Origin of the sequence: Francisella salimarina (assembly GCF_007923265.1) — a bacterium.
Classification (GTDB): domain Bacteria; phylum Pseudomonadota; class Gammaproteobacteria; order Francisellales; family Francisellaceae; genus Francisella; species Francisella salimarina.
In genome coordinates this window covers 415,253-436,277 of record NZ_VOJA01000001.1, presented here as the reverse complement: position 1 = coordinate 436,277, position 21,025 = coordinate 415,253, and the positions used below count along the sequence as shown (strand labels likewise).

Here is a 21,025-nt window from a genome sequence, read left to right as displayed (position 1 = left end):
AGCTTATGAGCAAACTTACTATTATCCGTGGCTTTAATGATATTCTTCCTTCTGATAGCTTTAAGTGGCAATTTCTAGAGTCAAAAATAAAATCAATTCTTGGTAGATATAATTATGATGAAGTTAGGCTACCTGTCTTAGAGAAAAGTGAGCTATTTCATAGAAGTGTCGGAGAAACTTCAGATATAGTTTCAAAAGAAACATATGACTTTTTAGATAGAAGTGGAGAAAGTCTAACGCTCAGACCTGAAGGTACGGCCGGTTGTGTGCGTATGGTAATTGAGAATAGTTTGGCTAATAGGGGGCAAACACAAAAGCTTTGGTATTCTGGGCCTATGTTTCGCTATGAGAGACCTCAAAAAGGTCGGTATAGACAATTTTATCAACTTGGTGTTGAAGCTTATGGTTATGATAATATTGCGATAGATTTGGAAATTCTTACTATTGGCTGGAACTTATTTAGAGAGCTGGGTATTTCTGGATGTGTAAAGTTGGAGTTAAATAGTCTGGGATCTAGTTCTGATAGACAAGAATATACTAAAGCACTGTTAGAGTATCTAAAACCATATCATGCTCAACTGGATGAAGATTCTATCAAGAGGTTGGATAAGAATCCTCTGAGAATACTCGACTCTAAGAATGAGCAAACTCAACAGATATTGCTGAATGCTCCTAAGCTTATTGATTTTATTGACAAAGACTCGTTGCTTAAGCTTAAACAAACATGTGAGTACCTTGATAATCTAGGGGTTGGATATAAAGTTAATCAGAAGCTAGTCAGAGGTCTAGATTATTATAGCGGATTGGTTTTTGAATGGACTACAGATCAGTTGGGTGCTCAAGCAGCAGTATGCGCTGGTGGTCGTTATGATAATTTAGTAGAAAACTTAGGTGGTCAAAAAACTGGTGCTATCGGCTTTGCTATTGGTCTAGAGCGATTAATACTTTTACTTGAAAGTGAAGGTAAGCTTCCTCTAGATAATGATGCTTGTGATGTTTTTTTCGTGCTAGATAGTAGTCAGTTGCATAGATCGTTGCTGACGGTTGAGAGTATACGCCAAGAGTTACCTATGCTAAAGGTAGGTATGGATTTGAAATTCGGTAGCTTTAAGTCGCAGTTTAAGAAGGCAGATAAGTCTGGTGCTAAAATTGCTGTGATAATTGGTCAGGATGAACTGTTGCAACAAGCTGTTGGTGTGAAATATTTACAACAAGATAAGCCGCAAGAGCAAATTCATTTGAATGAATTAATAAATTTTCTAGAAAAAATAGTTATATGAAGTTACATAATATAAAAGGTTATGCTTGGATAGTTGTGGGTCTGAGCTCATTTTTACTGATTGATAAATACATAATGAATGTATCTCCTAGTCTTATAGCAAATGAGCTGATGACTAGTTTTTCGATAAATGCTACAGAAATGAGTGCTATGGTATCGCTATTTTTGTGGTCAGTAGTATTTTGTCAGTTTTTTGTAGCCGGCCCAATTATAGACAAGTTAGGGTTTAGAAAAGTCAGTTTTTTTTCACTGATTCTTTCTGCAATTGGACTAATATTATTTGTTCTTTCGGCAGATATTCATAGTTTTGCGCTTGGCTGTGTTTCTCGATTAATGATTGGAATAGGAGCATCTTTTGCTACTGTTGGTTATATTAAAGCAGCAGCAGTTTGGTTCGATCCACGTAAATTCGCCTTTGTTTGTAGTTTTTTGATGACTGCTGCAATGCTGGGAGCTTTGCTAGGACAAGTTCCGCTTGTTTATCTTATTGAAATTACAGGGTCATGGCATAGGGCCTTAATTGGTTATGCATGCTTTAGTATAGTTATGGCTTTGCTATATCTTGCCTTGGTAAGAGACTATAACCCTGAAGCATCATTTGCTAATGATACTAGAGGGAATACAGGAACTCTCGCTGGTATAAAAAAGGTACTTATGAACAAGAATAATTGGTACCTTACACTATATACGGGATTAACATTTACAACGATAGATGTTTTTGGTGGTATTTGGGGTAATAACTACTTCAGGGAGTTATATGGAATTCCTGCTAAAGAAGCTTCATTTATTGTATCTATGATGTTTCTTGGACTTGCTATAGGCTCTCCTGTTATTGGTAAGCTTTCTGAGAAATTTGATAGTAGAGTTAAGATTATGGTCATTTTCCATATAATTGCAACAATTTGTTTGGCTTTGGTTTTACAATTTAAGCTCACTCCCGGAATTTCAGGAGCATTATTGTTTGTATTTGGATTTTGCCTGGGGGTATATATGCTAGCTTTTGCTATAGGTAATCGCATAAACCCAATAGTTGTGGCCGCTACTGTAGCTGCTTTAATTAATACAGGTGAGCCATTACTAGGTGCGTTATTCGATCCTCTTATAGGGCATCTACTTGATCTGACATGGACTGGTCAATATATAGATATTCATAATCAAATTACAAATGTTGCTACGGAAGGCGCTCATAGGTATTTTCATATAAGTGCTTATCATAATGCTTTTTTGATTTTGGTTTTTAGCATGTTTGTGTCTTTTTTTCTATTAGTTTTAGTTAAAGATAAAGAAGTCAAATAATGAAATTAGAGAACGCTTATCTCCAAAAAGTTCGAGAACTTAATCTAAAAGTGGATTCTTTGCAGCTTGAGGCTATAAAGAATTTGCAGGAAATAATGAATCAGATATCAGTAGATAAGAAAAAGAAGTTCGGTTTTCTCAAGAGGTCATTATATTCTCATATCAAAGGACTTTATATGTGGGGAGGTGTAGGTAGAGGTAAAACCTTCATCATGGATATTTTTTTTGATAATTTACCTATTAAGCAAAAAAGAAGACAGCACTTCTCTCATTTTATGAAGGAGATTCATTCAGAATTAAGGAAATATCAAGGTTATAAGAACCCCATATCGAAGGTTGCATATGATATGGCTAAGGATATGCGAATTATTTGTTTTGATGAGTTCTTTGTAGAAGATATTGCTGATGCTATGATTTTGGGAAGTGTTTTTACAGAACTATTTAAGCTTGGTGTGATACTTGTAGCTACCTCGAATATCGAGCCTGAAAATTTATATAAGAGAGGTTTGCAAAGAGAGCTATTTTTACCAGCTATAGATATTCTTATTAAAAACGTTAATGTTTTGAATTTAGATTCAGGTGTTGATTATAGGTTTCGTTTGCCTACGGAATACTTAAATTACCTCTACCCATATAACGAGCAAAATCGTAAAAACTTTTTTGATAAGTTTTTCCTTAGAAATGAGCACTTTGATAAAGATCTAAGTATAGATGTTTTGGGTAGGAGAGTTGCTGCGCTACTTATAAGCCATAAGGATATCTGTTTTGACTTTAAGGTTATTTGTGGTGATGGTAGAAGCTCTTATGATTATATTGATATTTGTAGTAAGTATGAACAAGTTTTTATTTATAAGCTGACTGGTTTTGATCAGTATAATGAGGATATGGCGCGACGTTTTATTGCCCTTATTGATGAGTTTTATGATCAAAACAAAAAAGTTGTTATATTGGCGAATAGTGATTTTACTCAGCTTTATAAAGGTGAGCGTTTAAGATTCGAGTTTCAAAGAACGATAAGTAGACTGAATGATATGCAGAATAATAATTTTGGTATCTCAAATGAATAAGGTTCAGCTTATTAAAGTTGCTGAAGATATTGTAGAGCAAAGGATTGATAATTTTTTAATAGGTAGATATTCTCGCTTGCCAAAACCGCTTATTTATCGATGGATTCGCAAGGGTGAATTACGTGTAAATAAAAAAAGAGTTAAGCAAACAACTCGTGTAAATGCGGGGGATATCGTTAGGATACCGCCATTCAATTTAGATCAAAAAGTAGAAAATATAAAGGTTCCTAGGTCACATTTAGATTTTTTAGAACAACGAATTTTATATGAGACAGATGATTATATTATTGTAAATAAACCATCTGGTATGGCTGTTCATGGTGGGTCCGGTGTCAATTCTGGCTTAGTGGAAAGGTTGAGACAGTTGCGCCCCAAAGCAAGACGTTTAGATTTGGTGCATAGACTCGATAAAGAAACTTCTGGTTGTGTACTGTTGGCTAAAAAACATAGCTCACTAGTATATTTCTTTGATATCTTCAAAGAACGTAAAGTGAAAAAAATTTATTATGCTTTAGTTCATGGCTACTGGGATAAAAAGATTTTAATGATTGACCTACCTTTGAGTCGTAGAGAGACAAAAGATGGTCAAAGAATAGTCAAAGTTGATAAACGAGAAGGTAAAAAAGCCCTTACAAGAATATTATCGGTGCAAAAAGTTGGCGATTATAGTCTTTTAGAGATTAAGTTGGAAACCGGCCGTACTCATCAGATCAGGGTTCATACTAAAGCTATGGGACATCCTATTGTGGCTGACAAAAAATATGGCTACATAGATAAAGATAAAAAACTACTAGCAAGGGGTGTGGATAAATTGTTACTTCATGCTGGAAAGCTAGAGTTTTATGATGAGAAACAACAGAAGCTTGTAACAGTCGAGGCTAAATTAGATTCAAGATTTGACATGTTGCTTAAGTAAGATACCTTTTAGTCTTTACTATCTTTTATTAATAATAGGACTATCAAGGATGCTGCCATACTTATCACAAGAGTTGTAAAAGCAAAATGGTATGAACTTAAATCAAAATATTTAATATCATCTGGACTTGTGTGTTGTGAAATAACCTCTCCTGCTTTGTTTAGGTATTTTCCAGTCCACGACCAGTCTAGGAAATAGCCAATTAAAGGGTCAAAGATAGCTCCTAATATTGGTTCCCCTGTATTGATGAATGCCGCTACTGTGGCTGTGATAACGATAGGGTTTATACGATTTCCTATTGCAAACGACAGCATGTATATGCCTAGGCATAAGCCAAATACGAAAAGTAGTACTGCTGATAGCGTTGCACTAGTTTTGGTTAGTAGTACAAAGCTTAAGGCGATAGATCCTATAATGTGAAAGAAAATCATGACCCCTTTTCGGCTATCAAGAATTTCAGATAGCTTTCCTATGATTGGAGACCCTATTGCCATACCTATGAATATCATTGATATGATACTAGCAGCTTCTTCACGAGATATGTGGTAGGCTTCTCTAAAATAAGCATTGCCCCAAAATCCAGCAAATGCATCAACAGCTGTAAAGCTTAATCCTACATAAAAAGTTAAAAGCCAGTTATTTTTATTTTTGACAACCTCTTTTAGTGCATCTAATGTTTTTAATTGATTACTTGGTGAGCTAGCTTCAGGCTGTTTTGGGTTAAAGTCACGTACAACTATATAGTAAAGAACACCGATAAATAAACTAGCAACAGCGAATAGAAGCATAGCCATTTTCCAGTCGCCACATAGTGTTATTAGGTATGCTAGAGGTGCTTGTGCGCAGAGTGCGCCAATCATTGCTGCAGTTGCTAAAAAACTAGCAGCGAATGCGAATTTACGGGGCTCAAACCAAACGGAAACAGCTTTTAAGTAAGATATGGTGGCAAATGAAACTCCTAGCCCTGTAATAATTCTAGCAATATATGCCATGCTTAAGCTACCTAGATTTGAGGCTACAACAAAAAGTATGACCCCTATTGCAGAGATGGTTATTGATATTGGGCTTATTAGTCTAAATCCAAATTTGTCTATGATTGGGCCAGCAAGAAATAGCTGACAGATAATTATCGACCAAAAAAAAGCTGAGCCTAACGCCCCTGTTTGAGTGGCGTTGGTATGAAAGCTGGACATCATATCATCAGTAATTAGGCTTGGAAATACTTGCATAATATATTTGTCAAAGAGCAAGAAAGAACTAAGTGCAATTATTATCCATGCATATCCGCGAATGTTGTGAATTTTTTGTTCCATACCGTGTCTATTTTAGGTAGTTTAAGGATATAATTTTAAGTTCCAGTAATATATAAATCAAGCCTAAAGCTTTTCTTTGTTAAATATATGCTTTTTTGATATCATAGCTTTAATATTTTTTATTAACAGTGATAGTTGAGTTGTGTTGTCAAATATTAGGATAAATGAGAAAAGATTTATTTTAATTCAATTTTGTTTGGGTATTGTTGGATATCTTGTTATTTTGTCAATATATGGCTATGTATACGCTAATTCTTTTGCTTTTGGTGCTGCAACAATGTTTTTAGCCAATTTTGTTTTTTTCTTCAGATTGTTTGTTGAAAAGCAGTTCAGTCCAGGAGTTGAGATAGTCATTTTTTATATGAGCGAGCTTCTAAAATTGGGCATTGTAGCATTGATTACAATACTGTTGGCAGTTTATGTCAAACCCAAATTATTTTCTTACATTTTTGGATTACTTTTGTTACAATTGGTCGTATGTTTTGTGCCTATCTTGTTTAGAAGGGTAAGATAAGCACGTTTTAGGGTTGTTAAATACAAAAAATATTTAAAAATTATTGGTGGATATGTAATGGCAAATACAGAGGCAGGTTCTCAAGTAGCTACTGAGTACGTTCAGCATCACTTACATCATTGGCAAATAAGCCTTGGCGAAGGTTCTTTCTGGCAATTAAATGTCGACTCTTTGCTAGTTAGTGGGGTTTTGGGAGTTGTATTCATCTTAGCTATGTTTATGGCGGCAAGAAAGGCTAATGCGGGAGTTCCCGGAAAGTTTCAAAATATGATTGAAGCAGTATGGGAATGGATGGATGGTATGGTTGCTGAAAACTATCACCACAAAAGAGATTTTGTTACGCCATTAGCCTTAACAATCTTTGTCTGGGTTGTTCTTATGAATTTGATGGATTTACTCCCTGTTGATCTTTTTGGTTGGATTATTAGCTTTTTCACAAGTAGTCATGATGTGTATTTTAGGGTGGTGCCTACGGCAGATCCTAACGTTACTTTTGCGATGTCTATCGCGGTATTTTTCTTGGTGGTTTTTTATAATCTTAAAGCTAAAGGATTTGGTTTACTGAAAGAGATTTTAAGTTCTCCTTTCGGGATATGGTTATTCCCTTTAAACATATTCTTTAGGCTTGTAGATGAGATAGTTAAGCCAGTTTCGCTGTCGCTACGTTTATTTGGTAATATTTTTGCAGGAGAGTTAATATTTATCTTGATTGCGCTGTTACCGTGGTGGTTCCAGTGGACGCTTGGCGGAATATGGGCTATTTTCCACATATTGATAGTTTTAATACAAGCATTTGTATTTATGATGCTAACTGTGGTTTATCTAAATATGGCGCAGGAAGCTCACTAAGTTTAAATCAACCTAAATAAAATTAAATAAAAACAGGAGAAATAAGAAATGGATATGTCTTTACAGGTTTTAGGTAACTTAAATGGTTTGACTGCTATAGCGGTTGCTTTACTAATCTCTTTACCAGCATTAGGTACTGCGATAGGTTTTGGTGTGTTGGGTGGTAAGTATCTAGAGGGTGTGGCACGTCAGCCAGAGCTAGGTGGTATGCTACTTGGCCGTATGTTTATTGTTGCTGCTTTCGTAGATGCATTCGCTGCTATCTCAATCGCTATTGGTTTCTTAGTGTTGTATGCTAACCCATTAGCTATCCCTGGCTTAGCAGAAGCTGCTCAAAAAGTTGTTGGTGCATAGTAAAAAGAATATAAAATCATAAATTTGTTATCTAAAGGATAAGTAGATGGATATTAATATAACTCTAATTGGGCAGATGATAACATTTGCAATCTTCGTTGGCTTTACAATGAAGTTTGTATGGCCTCCACTGCGCAAGGCTTTAGATGAGCGTAGAGAAAAGATTGCTGAAGGTTTGGCATCTGCTGATAGAGCATCTAGAGAGTTAGAAGTTGCCAAAAGACAGTCTGCTGAAGTATTGCGTGAAGCTAAAGCAAAGGCTACTGAAATAGTTGAGAATGCTTATGTTAGAGCTCATAAAGTAGATGAGCAAGCTAAAGAAGAGGCTATTGCAGCAGCTGATAAAATCAAAAGCATGGCTATGGCTGAAATCGAGCAAGAAAAAATCAAAGCTAAAGAAGAACTTAAACATGAAGTTGTTAGCTTGGCTATGGCGGCTGCTAGTAAGATTATATCAGCAAATGTTGATGAGCAATCTAGTAAAAAGATTCTGAAAGACTTCGTAGAGAAAGTATAACTTTTGGGTATAAAAGGTAGGTACATGACAAATCTAAGTGTAATTGCTAAACCATATGCAAAGGCTGCGTTTGAGTTTGCAAATGAGTATAATCTTCTGCAAGAATGGTCAAAGCATCTTCAGTCTTTTTCTGAATTAGTACAAGATGATTCTGTCGCAGCTATTATTGCTAATCCTGAAATTTCTCAGGATGAGGTTGTAAGCGCTGTAAAAGGCCAGTTAGATGTGAAGTTTTATAACTTTGTTGCACTAATAGCAGAAAATAAAAAGTTATCTATACTGCCTGAAATAGCATTCCAGTTTGAAACTATCAAAAACACACATAATAATATAAAAGTAGCAGATGTTACCTTGGCTTATAAAGCTGATAAGAGCACGCTTACTAAGCTAAAAGCTAAACTTGAAGAGAAGTTTAACTGCACTATTGAAATGAATGTGAGTGTTGACCCTGTTATAGTGGGTGGAACAGTAATTAAGGTTGGTGATACAGTAATAGATGATTCTGTATCAGGTCGTATAGAGACATTAAAAAGTATTTTGTTATCATAAATTATAGGAAGTGAGCTTATGCAATTAAGTCCATCAGAAATAAGTGGTTTAATAAAGAAAAGAATTGAAAAGTTTGACAATTCAGTTGAACTTAAATCAGAAGGTACTATTGTCAGTGTTGCTGATGGTATTGTTACTATTTATGGTTTGGATGATGTAACTGCTGGTGAGATGATTAAGCTACCAGGAGACGTATATGGTTTAGCGCTAAACCTAAATACTGACTCAGTTGGGGCTGTTGTCTTAGGTGAGTATGAACATATTAGAGAAGGCGATAAAGCATATTGTACAGGTAGAATATTAGAGGTGCCTGTTGGAGAAGCTCTTTTAGGTAGAGTGGTTGACGCTTTGGGCAACCCTATCGATGGTAAGGGTGAGATTGAAACTGATCACTCTTCACCAATTGAAAAAATTGCACCTGGTGTGATTTGGAGAAAATCAGTAGATCAGGCATTACAGACTGGCGTTAAGTCAATTGACTCGATGGTTCCAATCGGTAGAGGCCAAAGAGAGTTAATTATCGGTGATAGACAGATTGGTAAAACTGCCATTGCTATCGACGCGATTATCAACCAAAAAGGTACTGGTGTAAAATGTATTTATGTGGCGATTGGCCAAAAAGCATCATCGATTGCAAATATTGTTAGACAGCTTGAGGAGCATGGGGCTATGGAGCATACAATTATTGTAGCTGCTACAGCTTCTGATTCTGCTGCATTGCAATATATTGCACCTTATGCTGGGTGTTCTATGGGTGAATACTTTAGAGATCGTGGTGAAGACGCTTTGGTTGTGTACGATGATTTGACTAAGCAGGCATGGGCCTATAGACAGATTTCTTTGCTTCTAAGAAGACCACCTGGACGTGAGGCGTATCCTGGTGATGTGTTCTATCTTCACTCAAGGCTTCTAGAAAGAGCAGCTAGGGTAAATGAAGAGTATGTGGAAAAATTCACAAACGGCGAAGTAAAAGGTAAAACTGGTTCTTTAACTGCATTACCTATTATTGAAACACAAGCTGGTGATATTTCTGCATTTGTACCTACGAACGTAATTTCAATTACAGACGGTCAGATATTTTTAGAGACAGACTTATTTAACTCTGGATTAAGACCAGCAATCAACCCAGGTAACTCGGTATCTCGTGTTGGTGGTGCTGCGCAAACAAAGATTATTAAAAAGCTTGGTGGCGGTATCCGTTTAGCACTAGCTCAGTTTAGAGAATTAGAAGCATTCTCACAGTTTGCATCAGATCTTGATGAAGCAACTAGAGCACAGCTTAACAGAGGTCAAAGAGTAACTGAATTACTTAAACAGAAGCAATTTTCAACATTATCAATTGCATTGATGGCGCTATCTTTGTATGCGGCTGATAATGGTTATCTAGATAGTCTAGAAGTTTCTGAAGTGATTCCATTTGAATCTGCGCTACATGCTCTTGCAGAAAGTAATTATGCAGAAGTGGTTGCAGAAATTAATGAGACAGGCAAATATGATGCTGAGATAGCTGACAAGTTAAAAACAATTGTTGAAGATTGTAAAGCAAATCAAGCTTGGTAATAGGAGTATAGACTATGTCTAACGCTAGAGAAATAAAATCCAAGGTATCGAGTGTTAAAAATACACAAAAGATCACTGGTGCTATGGAATTAGTTGCGGCTAGTAAGATGAGAGGAGCTATTGTTAAGATGAACAATGTTCGCCCTTATGTTGAAAGTGCAAATACTATTATCAAAAATGTTACATCTGCAAGTATAGATTATCCGAACCCTTATCTATTCGATAGAGAAGTTAAGAGGGTTGGCTATATAGTTACATCTACTGATAGAGGCCTATGTGGTGGGCTTAATATTAACTTGTTTAAGCATGTTCTTAAAAATATCAAAAAGAATGTTGAAGATAGAGTTGAGATTGATGTCTGCGTAATTGGTTCAAAAGCAGCAAGCTTTTTTGCAAAGCTAAAAGATGTAAATGTAGTGGCTACAGCTCATTATAACGATAAAGATAAAGAAGGCAGTATTAGGGCTATTAGCGGAGCTGTTAAAGTGATGTTAGACAAGTTTACTGCTGGTGAGATAGATAGACTATATATGAGTAGTAACGAGTTTGTTAGTACAATTAAGCAAAAGCCAAGATTGCAAACGCTATTACCTATACAAGATATCTTCACAGAAGAAGAGCTAAAAGAAAACAAAAAAAATGCTTCTAAAGGTCATTGGGACTATATCTATGAGAGGGATATAGAAGAAGTATTAAATGCTCTGTGTATTAGGTATATCGAAGCTCAAGTTAGAGGCGCAATATTGGAAAATGCAGCATGTGAGCAAGCAGCTCGTATGATGGCTATGAAAAATGCAACTGATAATGCTAGTGATATTATTGATCAGTTAAAATTAGATTACAACAAGGTAAGACAAGCTATGATTACCCAAGAGCTTGCGGAAATTTGTTCAGGTGCGGCAGCAGTTTAGGAGAGGTAAATGAGTACAGGTAAAATTATTCAAGTAATTGGTGCTGTTATTGATGTAGAGTTTTCTCGAGATAACACTCCAAAAGTATATGATGCTTTAAATGTAAATGAAACAGGTTTAGTGCTAGAAGTACAACAACAGATTGGTGATGGCGTAGTACGTACTATCGCTATGGGTTCTAGTGATGGTTTAAGACGCGGAATGGTTGTGGAAAACACAAATGCTCCAATCTCTGTGCCAGTAGGTCAAGGTACTTTAGGTCGTATTATGAACGTATTAGGTGAGCCTATCGATGAGGCTGGACCTGTTCAATACACAGAGACAAGATCTATACACCAAGCTCCTCCTGCTTATGATGAGCTTGCACTAAGTACTGAAATATTAGAAACAGGTATCAAAGTAGTTGATCTTATTTGTCCATTTGCAAAAGGTGGTAAAGTAGGCCTCTTCGGTGGTGCTGGTGTTGGTAAGACAGTTACAATGATGGAGCTTATCAACAACATTGCTAAAGAGCATAGTGGATATTCTGTATTTGCTGGTGTTGGTGAAAGAACTCGTGAAGGTAACGACTTCTACTATGAAATGAAAGACTCTAATGTATTAGATAAAGTTGCCTTGGTATATGGTCAGATGAATGAGCCACCAGGAAACAGATTAAGAGTGGCTCTTAGTGGTCTAACAATTGCTGAAGGTTTCCGTGACGAGAAGCGCGATGTCTTGATGTTTATTGATAACATTTATAGATATACTCTTGCCGGCACAGAAGTATCAGCACTACTAGGACGTATGCCATCAGCAGTTGGTTACCAGCCAACACTTGCTGCTGAGATGGGTGCTTTACAAGAGCGTATTACATCTACTAAGACAGGTTCTATTACATCAGTTCAGGCTGTATATGTACCAGCAGATGACTTAACGGATCCATCACCAGCTACAACATTCTCACACTTAGATGCGACTATTGTATTATCGCGTCAAATTGCAGAGTTAGGTATTTATCCAGCTGTAGATCCACTAGACTCAACTTCTAGACAGTTAGATCCACTAGTAGTTGGACAGGAGCATTATGAAACTGCTCGTGCTGTACAGAAAGTACTTCAAAGGTATAAAGAGCTGAAAGATATCATTGCTATTCTTGGTATGGATGAATTATCTGACGAAGATAAGAAAACAGTTGATAGAGCTCGTAAGATTCAAAGATTCTTATCCCAGCCATTCCATGTTGCTGAAGTATTTACTGGTAACCCTGGTAAGTTTGTGTCACTTAAAGATACTGTAGCGAGTTTTAAAGCTATAGTTAATGGTGAGTATGATCACTTACCTGAGCAAGCTTTCTATATGGTTGGTTCAATTCAAGAAGCAATTGAGAAGGCAAAAACTCTATAATAGGGTGTAGATATGACAAAAAAATACCTAAAAGTTGATGTTGTTAGTCCTCAAGGTTCAGTATTTAAAGGTGAGGCTGATATTGTAAGTCTTCGCGGATCTGCTGGAGAGATGGGTATAGCGTATGGACATACTGAACTTTTATCTACTCTCCCTGCGGGTGTTGTAAATATAAGAAAAGATGAACATACTGATGTGCTATATGTTTCAGGTGGCATTGTTGAAGTTACTCCTACTCGCGTTACAATTATGGTTGACGATATGGAAAGGGCTGAAAATTTAAATCAAGCAGAAGCAGAGAAAGCTAGGAAGCGAGCACAAGAAGCTCTTAAGAAGCCAGATGCTTCTAAGCTTGATATTGAAGCTGCGACAAAAAGGCTTCAAGAGGCTGATGCTCGTCTTAAGGCGCTTAATTCTTCTAAAGGATTATATTACTCAAAAGACGACTAAAAAGTTCTACTAGTTATCTAATTTTCTTCTACATCTTGTTCCATTTTAGTCAAAGTATTAAATCAGTTATTTGATTTATATGATAATAGTGTAATTAAAAAATGACTATTGTTAACATATTTATATAGAATTATTTATAATTATGTAATTAGTATTTATATTTATATAGTAATGAAAAGATTTTTTACTCTGGTTGTATTTTGCTTTTTGACTATACCTTTTTATGTAGCTGCAGAGTCTATTGCAGGAACACAAAAAAATATTTCTAAAACGAATCTGCTTCCAGATAGAATCATAGCAGGATTTTTGGATGTTAGAACACCTGGCTCTACCTCTAGAGTCGATATTCAGAAGGCAAAGAGTGATGGGTATAATGTTGTTGTTATTGCTTATGGTGAGGTATATGGTACTGACATAGGTCTTTATACTTCTAGTCCTACATCGATACAGACTATCATAGATAAAGTTAGACAAGCTAAAAAATCTGGAATGAAAGTGTTACTAGCAGTGGGAGGTGTTCCAAATACATTTCATCCTGGCGTAAGTAAAACAGATATTGAGCCAAAAGTTTTTGGTAAAAAAATGACAGAAGCTCAAATTAACACTTTAGCAAATAATATTGTTAATTTTTTACATAAAAATAATATTGATGGAATTGTTTATAGTTTTAGAAAGTTTACTTCAGCAGATTTTATTAATCAGCTTTCTCTTGACATCAAGAAACTGGATTCAAAAATTGTAATTGTTGCAGAGCCTCAAGTAAATGACTATAAGCTAGTGACAACGGGTAAGAGTAATGACTATGATAAAGTCATCCAGAATGGATATATAGATTATTTATTTATTCAAGAGTATGATACATATCCTGAATATGAACCTGGCTTTATAGCTGATAGCTATTCAAGAATTGTCAATAGCCTGCATATCCCAATTCATACTAAAATTTTGATAGGTGAGCCAACAAATGCAGTTTCAGGAGGAACAAATACAGTATATCATCCTGAAGGAAATGCTACTTTGTCATTAACAACTGAGCAGGCTGTTAAACTCATGTTGCCCCAGTTTGAGAAGCTTAAGTTTAAACCAAGGTTCGCAGGGGTAACAGGCTGGTCTCTAAATACTGACTATGCCGCTGATTTATATGGAGATTCTGAGCATAGTTCAGGAGCATTTGCTAAGAGTCTTAGAGAGTGTATTTATAATAATGCTTGTGCACAAGTCGATAAAACAATAAAAGGTCCAGTTATCGCAGGAATTTTACCCTTATGGGCTAAAAGTAGCTCTTATGATACTGTTGGTAAGCAGATTAATACAACCCCTGTAGATATAGCTATGCCAAAAACTAAAGAGTATTGTGAGCAAAACCCCGAAGTATGTGAGTATAATGTGATAATAGCAGCATATGCAACATATATACACGGGAAAGGGTTTGAGCTTTCATTTGGTGAAAAAAATAGGGGCTCAGATAGATTGTATAGCCCAGAAGAGCTTAAAGAGTTTATTGGCTATATGGAGTCAAAAGGAAAGCATGTTATTGTTTCGATTGGCGGAGAATCTTCTCATATTGATTGGCAAGCTGTGAATTTTGATAATTTAGCTAGTGTTGTTAAAGAATATGGTTTTGATGGTGTAAACTTCAATTTACCACATTCAGCTATTCCAAAGAATGACAAAACAGTTGAAATTGCAGCTATGAAAATAAGTAGCTTAATATCAAGTCTTAGGAAAAATAATAAGCAGTTTTGGTTAACTTTCTCACCTGAGTGGGAATATATTGTTGCGCCATTAGCAAAAAATGGTGAAGATAACTTGTATAGAGAGAGTGGTTATGTTGAGTTATTAGATGCTATTGGTATGGATAAAATAAATTACCTGTTTGTAAGTACTTTCTCAGGGAAGCCATCTGAGGGAATTATAGGGTTTGATAAAAATGTTAATAATGATTATGGTAAGATTTCACCAATTGATGGTTATGATAAGTTTATAGCTTCGCTTGCTTGGGCACTGACGACTCAAGATGGTTTCAAAGTAAATAAGCCTAAATATAGTAAAATAGATAAACCTATTGTTATATCTCCCGAAAAGCTTGTTTTTGTTATTCCTGCTACACAGGGTGCTGTTCATGGAGGAAAGATATATGTGTTATCAGAATCTAAAATAAATCGAGCAGTCACATTGATGAAAGAAAATAAGGCATCATTTGCAGGATTCGCTATTTGGAGTATGGACTTTGATGCAAGTAATATTAAATTAGAAGATTTGAGTGATGATTATAAACATAAGCCTTGGAGTACTACTAATATAATAGCTAGTATTAAATTGCCAGCAGTACTTTCGAATATTTATATGGATAGTCAGGATGATAGTGTAAATAAACGCTCTATACAGCCACAAAAGTATATTGGAGATACACATATTATTAGGTATCCATATAACATCGGAACTTATGATGCTGATACTATAGTAAGTTTTGCGGGTAAGATGTATAAATGTAAGTCTATGCTAGAAATTAAGCTTTGTAATGATGATGCTTATATTCCTAATGGTTTATATGGCGATCTTGCATGGCAAGAGCTTAAGTCGAATAATACTAAAAAGTCTTCAAAAAACAAGAAATATAAATTAAAAGCAGGTGAGGTAGCTAATTATCCAAAGGGAATGGGAAGTTATAAGGTTGGGCAAATAGTGCTAGCTGAAGGAAGAGAGTTTGAATGTCAGAAAGAAAGGTACTGTAATGACTTATCCTATAGTCCCATGAATAAGAAAGGATTTTTGGCATGGAGTAATATTACAAATGATATCACTCATGTTGCAGCAGATAGACAGGAGATTAAACCTAGCGGTGCTGAGTATATTTATCCATATAGTATTGAAGACTATAAGGGAGGCACCGTAGTCGCTGTAGGTAATGATTTATACAGATGTAATATCGGTCCTGAGTCAAGCTTGTGTACCATGAGTGCATATAAGCCAACAGGTAAATATGGCACAGATGCTTGGACAAAGATAAGTGATAGATGATTAGATTGATTCTATAAGCTCTTTTAATTCGCCAGATTCATTCATTTCCATGATTATGTCGCATCCACCCACTAATTCACCTTTTACCCATAGTTGAGGAAAGGTTGGCCAGTCTGCATATTTTGGTAGAATAGCTCTGATGTCAGGGTTTTCTAAGATATTGACAAAAGCGAATGGTTTTCCGCATGATCTAACAGCTGTGGCAGCATGAGCAGAGAAGCCGCATTGAGGAAGGTTTGGAGAGCCTTTCATGTATAGTATAATGTCATTTTCTTTAAGTTGTTTTTCTATTCTATCAACAACTTTTTGCTCTTCAGGTGTATACATATTTATTTCCTTTTTATTTGATTAAACAACTAAGCTTAGAAATTTTATCTAAAAAATGATAGCATATTATACTAAACGGGTATAGTACTAAGATGCTATAATAATTAACTTCAATTAGTTCGAGGAGAATGATTAAATGAAATTTGAATTACCAAAACTACCTTATGCATTAGATGCACTAGAGCCTACTATTTCAAAAGAAACGATTGAGTATCACTACGGTAAGCATCATCAAACGTACGTGACAAACCTAAACAATTTGGTTGAAGGTACAGAACATACTGGTAAAAATTTGGAAGAAATAGTAAAAACTTCTTCCGGTGGTATATTTAATAATGCTGCTCAAGTATATAATCACACATTTTACTGGAACTGTCTAACACCTAATAAGACTGAGGCATCTAGTCAATTGAAAGCAGCTATAATTGAGACTTTTGGGTCAATAGATGGTTTTAAAGAGCAGTTTTCAAAAGCTGCAGTGACTACATTTGGATCTGGTTGGGCATGGCTAGTTAAAAATACTGATGGTAAACTTGAAATTGTGACTACTAGTAATGCAGGTTGTCCTCTAACAGAGAGTAAAAAGCCATTACTAACATTTGATGTTTGGGAGCATGCATACTATATCGATTACCGCAATGCTAGACCTAAGTATGTTGAGTCTCTGTGGGATATTGTAAATTGGGAGTTTGTTTCTGAGCAGTTTGCAAAATAGGCTGTTATAAATGATTAAGAATAATCTACCACTTTTCTCTTTTATAGCAGGTGTGCTTTCTATAGTTCTTGTTTTGGTGGTAATTATATTATTCCCAAGTCTTCAGATAACTGCTATTACAAAAAATGTTGTGTTAGCGATTCTTTTGCTACCATGGATAGTTTTTATTATTTCTTTATTGTTTTTCAGAAAAGATAAGTGAGTTAACCTATTCAATATTTGCCATTAATTTGATTCTGTTTCTGAAGATATAAATGATTGTAGATATTAGTATGCCGATTATGAAACTAGCAATGAAGAGTCCTTCCCAGTTATAGTGGCTTTGAACATATCCGGCAAATGGTCCTACAAGAACTCTTCCTAGTGAGTCAATCGAACTAAGTACGGCAAATTGGGTTGCTGAAAACTTTATATTTACAAGGCTCATTATCATTGCAACAAGTATTGCTGTGCCCATTGCTCCACAAAAGTATTCGACAGCAACAGAGCTTACCATTAAGTAGTAGTTCTTACCAACGATTGCGAGTAGTACGTACATTAGATTTGCTGACGCCATAATAATGCTAAAGAAAAGAAAACTTTTAAAAATTCCTATCTTGTTAGCGATTAATCCACCAGTAATAAGTCCTATTAGTGTGGCTGCTAATGAGAAGGCTTTGTATGAAACAGCTATCGTGGTTTTATCAAAGCCTAAGTCGGCGAAAAAGACCGTATTGAGTGAGAACGCAATCGCATCTGCAAGCTTATAACCAATTATTATTAACAGTATTATGATTGCTGTTTTAATTCCTTGTCGTTTAAAGAATTCGATAAAGGGTTCTGTAAAGGCTTCTTTAAAATTTTTTGGAGCAATAGTTGATGCGGATTCTCTTAAGAATATGCAATATAGTGGGCAAATTATAAAAAATGCAAGTATTGTTACTAAAGCTAAGCTCCAGCCATTGGATATAAGGTTCTGAGTTGAAACTATATCAATATTGGTAAATAAGGTACTTGCACCGTAGTATTCGGTAAGTTTTGGGGCGCATATTTTTATAGGCTCGGCACCTCCACTATAGTAGTCAGCAAATATTAACACTAATGAGCCTGTAACAAGCATGGCGATGCGGTAACCCATCACTGCTATAGCGTTACCTAAAGCCTTCTCTCTTTCGTTTAGGACTTCTGTTTGGTATGCGTTGATAGCAATATCTTGTGTCGCAGATGTAAAGCATATCATAAAGCCAATGAATGCAATCAAAAGAGGTTGATTTGCAGGGGATAATTGACTCATGAGCGCGATCAGTATTATTAGAGTTACTTGTGTTGTAAGTATCCATCCTTTGCGCCTACCTATGTTTAAGATATTGATTTTATCAAGAAATGGGGCCCATAAATATTTGAAAGTATATGGTATAGCTATTAGTGTTAGAAAGCTTATATTTTGAATGTTGATGCCGCTATCTCGATACCAAAGTAGTAATGATGATGCTGTAAGCATCAAAGGTAATCCTGATGCATAGCCAAGGATTAGCATTGTAAGCATTTTAGGCTGTTTAAATGGTGCGACTAACTTTTCACCAAATGTTGGAGAGCTATTCATTATACATAAGGTAGAAATTTACTGATAAAGGAATCGTAGTTTAATTGGATAGAAAAGTAAATAAAATAAGAATGTAGTTTTGATTAAATTAAAGATCTCTACTAGTTGCACCAGTGTATAACTGTCTTGGACGCCCAATTTTTTGTGCAGGATCATTAACCATTTCGATCCATTGAGATATCCAGCCAGAAGTTCTTGCAAGAGCAAATATCGCTGTAAACATGCTTTCTGGGATACCCATAGCTTTTAAGATAATTCCTGAGTAGAAATCTACATTCGGGAAAAGTTTTCTATCGATAAAATAGCTATCTTGTAGGGCAATTTCTTCTAATTTTTTAGCTATGGCAAGAAGCGGGTTGTCACTGTTACCTAGCTTAGCTAGAATTTCTTCGCAGTTAGCTTTCATAGCTGTGGCTCTCGGATCAGTGTTTTTGTATACTCTATGCCCGAAGCCCATTAGTCTAAATGGATCATTTTTATCTTTCGCTTTCTCGATGAATTTGTCGATATTATCAACGCTACCAATTTTTGATAGCATCTTTAATACAGCTTCATTAGCACCGCCATGAGCAGGACCCCATAGAGCAGTAATACCAGCAATGATAGCAGCATAAGGAGAGTTACCAGTGGAACCAGAAAGTCTAACGGTTGATGTTGAAGCGTTTTGTTCATGATCAGCATGAAGCATGAAGATAGTATCCATAGCCTTAACATGTAGCTCGTCAGGTTTAAAGTTTTCATCTTCACCAAACATCATATAGATAAAGTTTTCTGCGTAGCCATACTCTTTCTTAGGTTCTAAGAACTTTTTGCCTTGGTTATGTCTGTAAGCCATTGCTGCAATAGTAGCAATTTTAGCAACAATATTTTTAGCAACATCATCTTGAGCTTCTATTTGACCATTGTGTATATGCTCAGCAGCTAATACATTAACACCAGCAATTAACCCAGACATTGGGTGTGTATGCTGTGGCATAGACGATATAGCAGCTTTGACATGCTCACATACTGGCATTTTTGAAATGATTTCGCTTCTAAAATCGTTGATTTGAGTATCATTGCCAAGCTCTCCATATATTAAAGCATAGCAAAGACTTCTGTAGTTTGATTTTTGTGTCCATTCTTCTATTGGATAGCCCCTGTGAAGAAGAACACCTTTGCCACCGTCGATATATGTGATTGTAGACTCACACGCAGCAGTTGACATAAATCCAGGATCGTAAGTAAAGACACCATGCTTTACCAGAGATGATACATCGATGCAGTCATTACCAAGGCTAGGAGTGTAGACTGGTAATTCTATTTCAATATTTTTTTCTGCATACTTAAGAGTTGCATATTTACTCATTAATAGGCCTCCAAGTGAGTTGATCAAAAAATACAATGCAAGTGGTTTGCAATAAAAAGATACCTTTTAAAAATATGCTTATTAGGTATCGTTACAGGGGAATAATAAGCTAAAGATTTCTCTTTTGCAAATAAAAAAAATATAAGCCTAAAGTGTTCTCGCTATATGTGATAATGTTTTGTAGCTTGTGTTGTTGTAATTTAAACTAAATAAGGATTAAAAAACTGTTTAAGTATTTGAATTTGTTTTAGTAAAAATATATTATTTAAGGGTTGTGGTATGACATTGGTTTACATCCAATTTACTGATATACATATAAAAATTGCTTCGGAGGAATGTCGAGCATGAAAAGAATTACAAATGTTGATTTAATGTCAATTAAATCTTATAAGTTTCCTATCACCGCCATTAGTTCTATACTACACCGTATCTCTGGTGTGGTGTTGATTTTTGCAATCCCTTTGGCAGTGGTTGGTATGAACTATACTCTAGCGGGTCCTGATGGCTACCAGCAAACAGTTGCTATATTAACCAAAGGTTGGTGTAGCGTGTTTTTTTGGCTTTTTTTGTCATCTATTACATATCATGTTTACGCAGGTGTTAGACACATGATCATGGATTTGGGCTTTGGTGAAAGTATGAAGGTTGCTAAATTTACTTCGCTATTAGTTATTGTATTAGGTGTTTTATCGGCTATTTTATGGGGGTGCTACTTATGGCTGTAATTTCATTAACTTCATCGGGTATTAAAGACTTTTTTGTACAAAGAGTTACTGCAGTAATTATTGCGGCTTATTTTGGTTATCTTATCGTTGAGGCTTTATGTTTGTCCTACTCAGGAACTCTTAATTACGATAGCTGGAGAGGTTTGTTTACTGATGGTATGTTCTTCAGAGTTGCTACATTGATGGCTTATTTGGCAATGTTTTTTCATGCTTGGGTAGGTATTTGGATTATCTGTGGTGACTATATTAAGTGTGCTTGGGCATCAGCTCTTGTTATGCTGAGTTTTGTTTTAGTTTATGTATTCTGCTTTTTTTGGTTGTTTGCAGTTTTATTTTTTTACTAAGA

General features: G+C 35.6%; 22 protein-coding genes. 18 read left to right on the top strand and 4 right to left on the bottom strand.

Going from position 1 to position 21,025, the window contains the following annotated elements; translation table 11 throughout:
* The first annotated feature begins 5 nt into the window (after positions 1-5).
* The 4 genes from hisS to FQ699_RS02055 are packed head-to-tail and all read left to right on the top strand — an operon-like array spanning position 6 to position 4,558.
* A complete protein-coding gene (hisS, locus tag FQ699_RS02070; protein ID WP_146420910.1) occupies positions 6-1,280 on the top strand; it encodes a histidine--tRNA ligase in 1,275 nt (424 codons plus the stop codon).
* A complete protein-coding gene (locus FQ699_RS02065) occupies positions 1,277-2,575 on the top strand; it encodes an MFS transporter (RefSeq protein WP_146420909.1) in 1,299 nt (432 codons plus the stop codon). Before hisS ends, FQ699_RS02065 begins: the two co-directional genes overlap by 4 nt.
* Positions 2,575-3,642, top strand: coding sequence for a cell division protein ZapE (gene zapE / locus FQ699_RS02060; protein WP_146420908.1), 1,068 nt, complete (start codon positions 2,575-2,577; stop codon positions 3,640-3,642). The genes FQ699_RS02065 and zapE overlap by 1 nt, the downstream gene beginning before the upstream one ends.
* On the top strand, positions 3,635-4,558 hold the full coding sequence (locus tag FQ699_RS02055; protein ID WP_146420907.1) for an RluA family pseudouridine synthase: 924 nt from the start codon (positions 3,635-3,637) through the stop codon (positions 4,556-4,558). The genes zapE and FQ699_RS02055 overlap by 8 nt, the downstream gene beginning before the upstream one ends.
* Before the next feature lie 8 nt (positions 4,559-4,566).
* Here the strand turns inward: FQ699_RS02055 and FQ699_RS02050 are convergent, their stop codons facing one another.
* A complete protein-coding gene (locus FQ699_RS02050; protein WP_146420906.1) occupies positions 4,567-5,871 on the bottom strand; it encodes an MFS transporter in 1,305 nt (434 codons plus the stop codon).
* 142 nt (positions 5,872-6,013) lie between these two features.
* On the opposite strand from FQ699_RS02050, the gene FQ699_RS09875 reads away from it, so the two are divergent.
* The 10 genes from FQ699_RS09875 to FQ699_RS02000 all read left to right on the top strand — a co-directional run bounded on the left by FQ699_RS09875 (position 6,014) and on the right by FQ699_RS02000 (position 15,982).
* Positions 6,014-6,385 (top strand): ATP synthase subunit I, encoded by a 372-nt coding sequence (locus FQ699_RS09875; protein ID WP_146420905.1) that lies wholly within the window; start codon positions 6,014-6,016, stop codon positions 6,383-6,385.
* 57 nt (positions 6,386-6,442) lie between these two features.
* Positions 6,443-7,234: a F0F1 ATP synthase subunit A gene (gene atpB / locus FQ699_RS02040; protein WP_146420904.1), complete on the top strand. Its 792-nt coding sequence runs from the start codon at positions 6,443-6,445 to the stop codon at positions 7,232-7,234.
* A 48-nt stretch (positions 7,235-7,282) separates the two neighbouring features.
* Positions 7,283-7,588, top strand: coding sequence for a F0F1 ATP synthase subunit B (locus FQ699_RS02035; RefSeq protein ID WP_013922329.1), 306 nt, complete (start codon positions 7,283-7,285; stop codon positions 7,586-7,588).
* A gap of 46 nt (positions 7,589-7,634) precedes the next feature.
* Positions 7,635-8,105, top strand: a complete 471-nt coding sequence (locus FQ699_RS02030; protein ID WP_013922330.1) for a F0F1 ATP synthase subunit B — start codon at positions 7,635-7,637, stop codon at positions 8,103-8,105.
* Positions 8,106-8,129: 24 nt separating this feature from the next.
* Positions 8,130-8,654 (top strand): F0F1 ATP synthase subunit delta, encoded by a 525-nt coding sequence (locus FQ699_RS02025; RefSeq protein ID WP_146420903.1) that lies wholly within the window; start codon positions 8,130-8,132, stop codon positions 8,652-8,654.
* A gap of 18 nt (positions 8,655-8,672) precedes the next feature.
* Complete coding sequence (atpA, locus tag FQ699_RS02020; RefSeq protein WP_013922332.1) at positions 8,673-10,214, top strand: F0F1 ATP synthase subunit alpha; 1,542 nt, start codon at positions 8,673-8,675, stop codon at positions 10,212-10,214.
* A 14-nt stretch (positions 10,215-10,228) separates the two neighbouring features.
* On the top strand, positions 10,229-11,125 hold the full coding sequence (locus FQ699_RS02015; protein WP_013922333.1) for a F0F1 ATP synthase subunit gamma: 897 nt from the start codon (positions 10,229-10,231) through the stop codon (positions 11,123-11,125).
* Positions 11,126-11,134: 9 nt separating this feature from the next.
* Positions 11,135-12,511, top strand: coding sequence for a F0F1 ATP synthase subunit beta (gene atpD, locus FQ699_RS02010; RefSeq protein WP_146420902.1), 1,377 nt, complete (start codon positions 11,135-11,137; stop codon positions 12,509-12,511).
* 12 nt (positions 12,512-12,523) lie between these two features.
* Positions 12,524-12,961, top strand: coding sequence for a F0F1 ATP synthase subunit epsilon (locus FQ699_RS02005; protein WP_013922335.1), 438 nt, complete (start codon positions 12,524-12,526; stop codon positions 12,959-12,961).
* Between the two features lie 171 nt (positions 12,962-13,132).
* Positions 13,133-15,982, top strand: a complete 2,850-nt coding sequence (locus FQ699_RS02000; RefSeq protein WP_146420901.1) for a glycosyl hydrolase family 18 protein — start codon at positions 13,133-13,135, stop codon at positions 15,980-15,982.
* Here FQ699_RS02000 and grxD read toward each other — a convergent pair whose 3' ends face one another.
* Positions 15,983-16,309: a Grx4 family monothiol glutaredoxin gene (gene grxD / locus FQ699_RS01995; RefSeq protein WP_013922337.1), complete on the bottom strand. Its 327-nt coding sequence runs from the start codon at positions 16,307-16,309 to the stop codon at positions 15,983-15,985.
* Positions 16,310-16,445: 136 nt separating this feature from the next.
* Here grxD and FQ699_RS01990 point away from each other — a divergent pair, with 136 nt between their 5' ends.
* Complete coding sequence (locus FQ699_RS01990) at positions 16,446-17,024, top strand: superoxide dismutase (protein WP_146420900.1); 579 nt, start codon at positions 16,446-16,448, stop codon at positions 17,022-17,024.
* A 10-nt stretch (positions 17,025-17,034) separates the two neighbouring features.
* Positions 17,035-17,226: a hypothetical protein gene (locus FQ699_RS01985; protein ID WP_013922339.1), complete on the top strand. Its 192-nt coding sequence runs from the start codon at positions 17,035-17,037 to the stop codon at positions 17,224-17,226.
* Positions 17,227-17,232: 6 nt separating this feature from the next.
* Here FQ699_RS01985 and FQ699_RS01980 read toward each other — a convergent pair whose 3' ends face one another.
* Complete coding sequence (locus tag FQ699_RS01980) at positions 17,233-18,606, bottom strand: AmpG family muropeptide MFS transporter (RefSeq protein ID WP_146420899.1); 1,374 nt, start codon at positions 18,604-18,606, stop codon at positions 17,233-17,235.
* Positions 18,607-18,694: 88 nt separating this feature from the next.
* Complete coding sequence (locus FQ699_RS01975) at positions 18,695-19,954, bottom strand: citrate synthase (RefSeq protein ID WP_013922341.1); 1,260 nt, start codon at positions 19,952-19,954, stop codon at positions 18,695-18,697.
* A gap of 344 nt (positions 19,955-20,298) precedes the next feature.
* On the opposite strand from FQ699_RS01975, the gene sdhC reads away from it, so the two are divergent.
* Positions 20,299-20,679, top strand: coding sequence for a succinate dehydrogenase, cytochrome b556 subunit (sdhC, locus tag FQ699_RS01970; protein WP_146420898.1), 381 nt, complete (start codon positions 20,299-20,301; stop codon positions 20,677-20,679).
* Positions 20,655-21,023: a succinate dehydrogenase, hydrophobic membrane anchor protein gene (gene sdhD, locus FQ699_RS01965; RefSeq protein ID WP_146420897.1), complete on the top strand. Its 369-nt coding sequence runs from the start codon at positions 20,655-20,657 to the stop codon at positions 21,021-21,023. Before sdhC ends, sdhD begins: the two co-directional genes overlap by 25 nt.
* The last annotated feature ends 2 nt before the right edge of the window (positions 21,024-21,025 follow it).

Bases quoted from the DNA above. Each gene is read 5' to 3' on its own strand.
- FQ699_RS02030 (WP_013922330.1), top strand. From the start codon at position 7,635: ATGGATATTAATATAACTCTAATTGGGCAGATGATAACATTTGCAATC.
- FQ699_RS02035 (WP_013922329.1), top strand. From the start codon at position 7,283: ATGGATATGTCTTTACAGGTTTTAGGTAACTTAAATGGTTTGACTGCT.
- atpA (WP_013922332.1), top strand. From the start codon at position 8,673: ATGCAATTAAGTCCATCAGAAATAAGTGGTTTAATAAAGAAAAGAATT.
- FQ699_RS02025 (WP_146420903.1), top strand. From the start codon at position 8,130: ATGACAAATCTAAGTGTAATTGCTAAACCATATGCAAAGGCTGCGTTT.
- FQ699_RS02005 (WP_013922335.1), top strand. From the start codon at position 12,524: ATGACAAAAAAATACCTAAAAGTTGATGTTGTTAGTCCTCAAGGTTCA.
- FQ699_RS01980 (WP_146420899.1), bottom strand. From the start codon at position 18,606: ATGAATAGCTCTCCAACATTTGGTGAAAAGTTAGTCGCACCATTTAAA.
- FQ699_RS02050 (WP_146420906.1), bottom strand. From the start codon at position 5,871: ATGGAACAAAAAATTCACAACATTCGCGGATATGCATGGATAATAATT.
- FQ699_RS01985 (WP_013922339.1), top strand. From the start codon at position 17,035: ATGATTAAGAATAATCTACCACTTTTCTCTTTTATAGCAGGTGTGCTT.
- sdhC (WP_146420898.1), top strand. From the start codon at position 20,299: ATGAAAAGAATTACAAATGTTGATTTAATGTCAATTAAATCTTATAAG.
- sdhD (WP_146420897.1), top strand. From the start codon at position 20,655: ATGGGGGTGCTACTTATGGCTGTAATTTCATTAACTTCATCGGGTATT.
- atpD (WP_146420902.1), top strand. From the start codon at position 11,135: ATGAGTACAGGTAAAATTATTCAAGTAATTGGTGCTGTTATTGATGTA.
- FQ699_RS01975 (WP_013922341.1), bottom strand. From the start codon at position 19,954: ATGAGTAAATATGCAACTCTTAAGTATGCAGAAAAAAATATTGAAATA.
- FQ699_RS01990 (WP_146420900.1), top strand. From the start codon at position 16,446: ATGAAATTTGAATTACCAAAACTACCTTATGCATTAGATGCACTAGAG.
- FQ699_RS02055 (WP_146420907.1), top strand. From the start codon at position 3,635: ATGAATAAGGTTCAGCTTATTAAAGTTGCTGAAGATATTGTAGAGCAA.
- atpB (WP_146420904.1), top strand. From the start codon at position 6,443: ATGGCAAATACAGAGGCAGGTTCTCAAGTAGCTACTGAGTACGTTCAG.
- zapE (WP_146420908.1), top strand. From the start codon at position 2,575: ATGAAATTAGAGAACGCTTATCTCCAAAAAGTTCGAGAACTTAATCTA.
- FQ699_RS02015 (WP_013922333.1), top strand. From the start codon at position 10,229: ATGTCTAACGCTAGAGAAATAAAATCCAAGGTATCGAGTGTTAAAAAT.
- FQ699_RS02000 (WP_146420901.1), top strand. From the start codon at position 13,133: ATGAAAAGATTTTTTACTCTGGTTGTATTTTGCTTTTTGACTATACCT.
- FQ699_RS02065 (WP_146420909.1), top strand. From the start codon at position 1,277: ATGAAGTTACATAATATAAAAGGTTATGCTTGGATAGTTGTGGGTCTG.
- hisS (WP_146420910.1), top strand. From the start codon at position 6: ATGAGCAAACTTACTATTATCCGTGGCTTTAATGATATTCTTCCTTCT.
- grxD (WP_013922337.1), bottom strand. From the start codon at position 16,309: ATGTATACACCTGAAGAGCAAAAAGTTGTTGATAGAATAGAAAAACAA.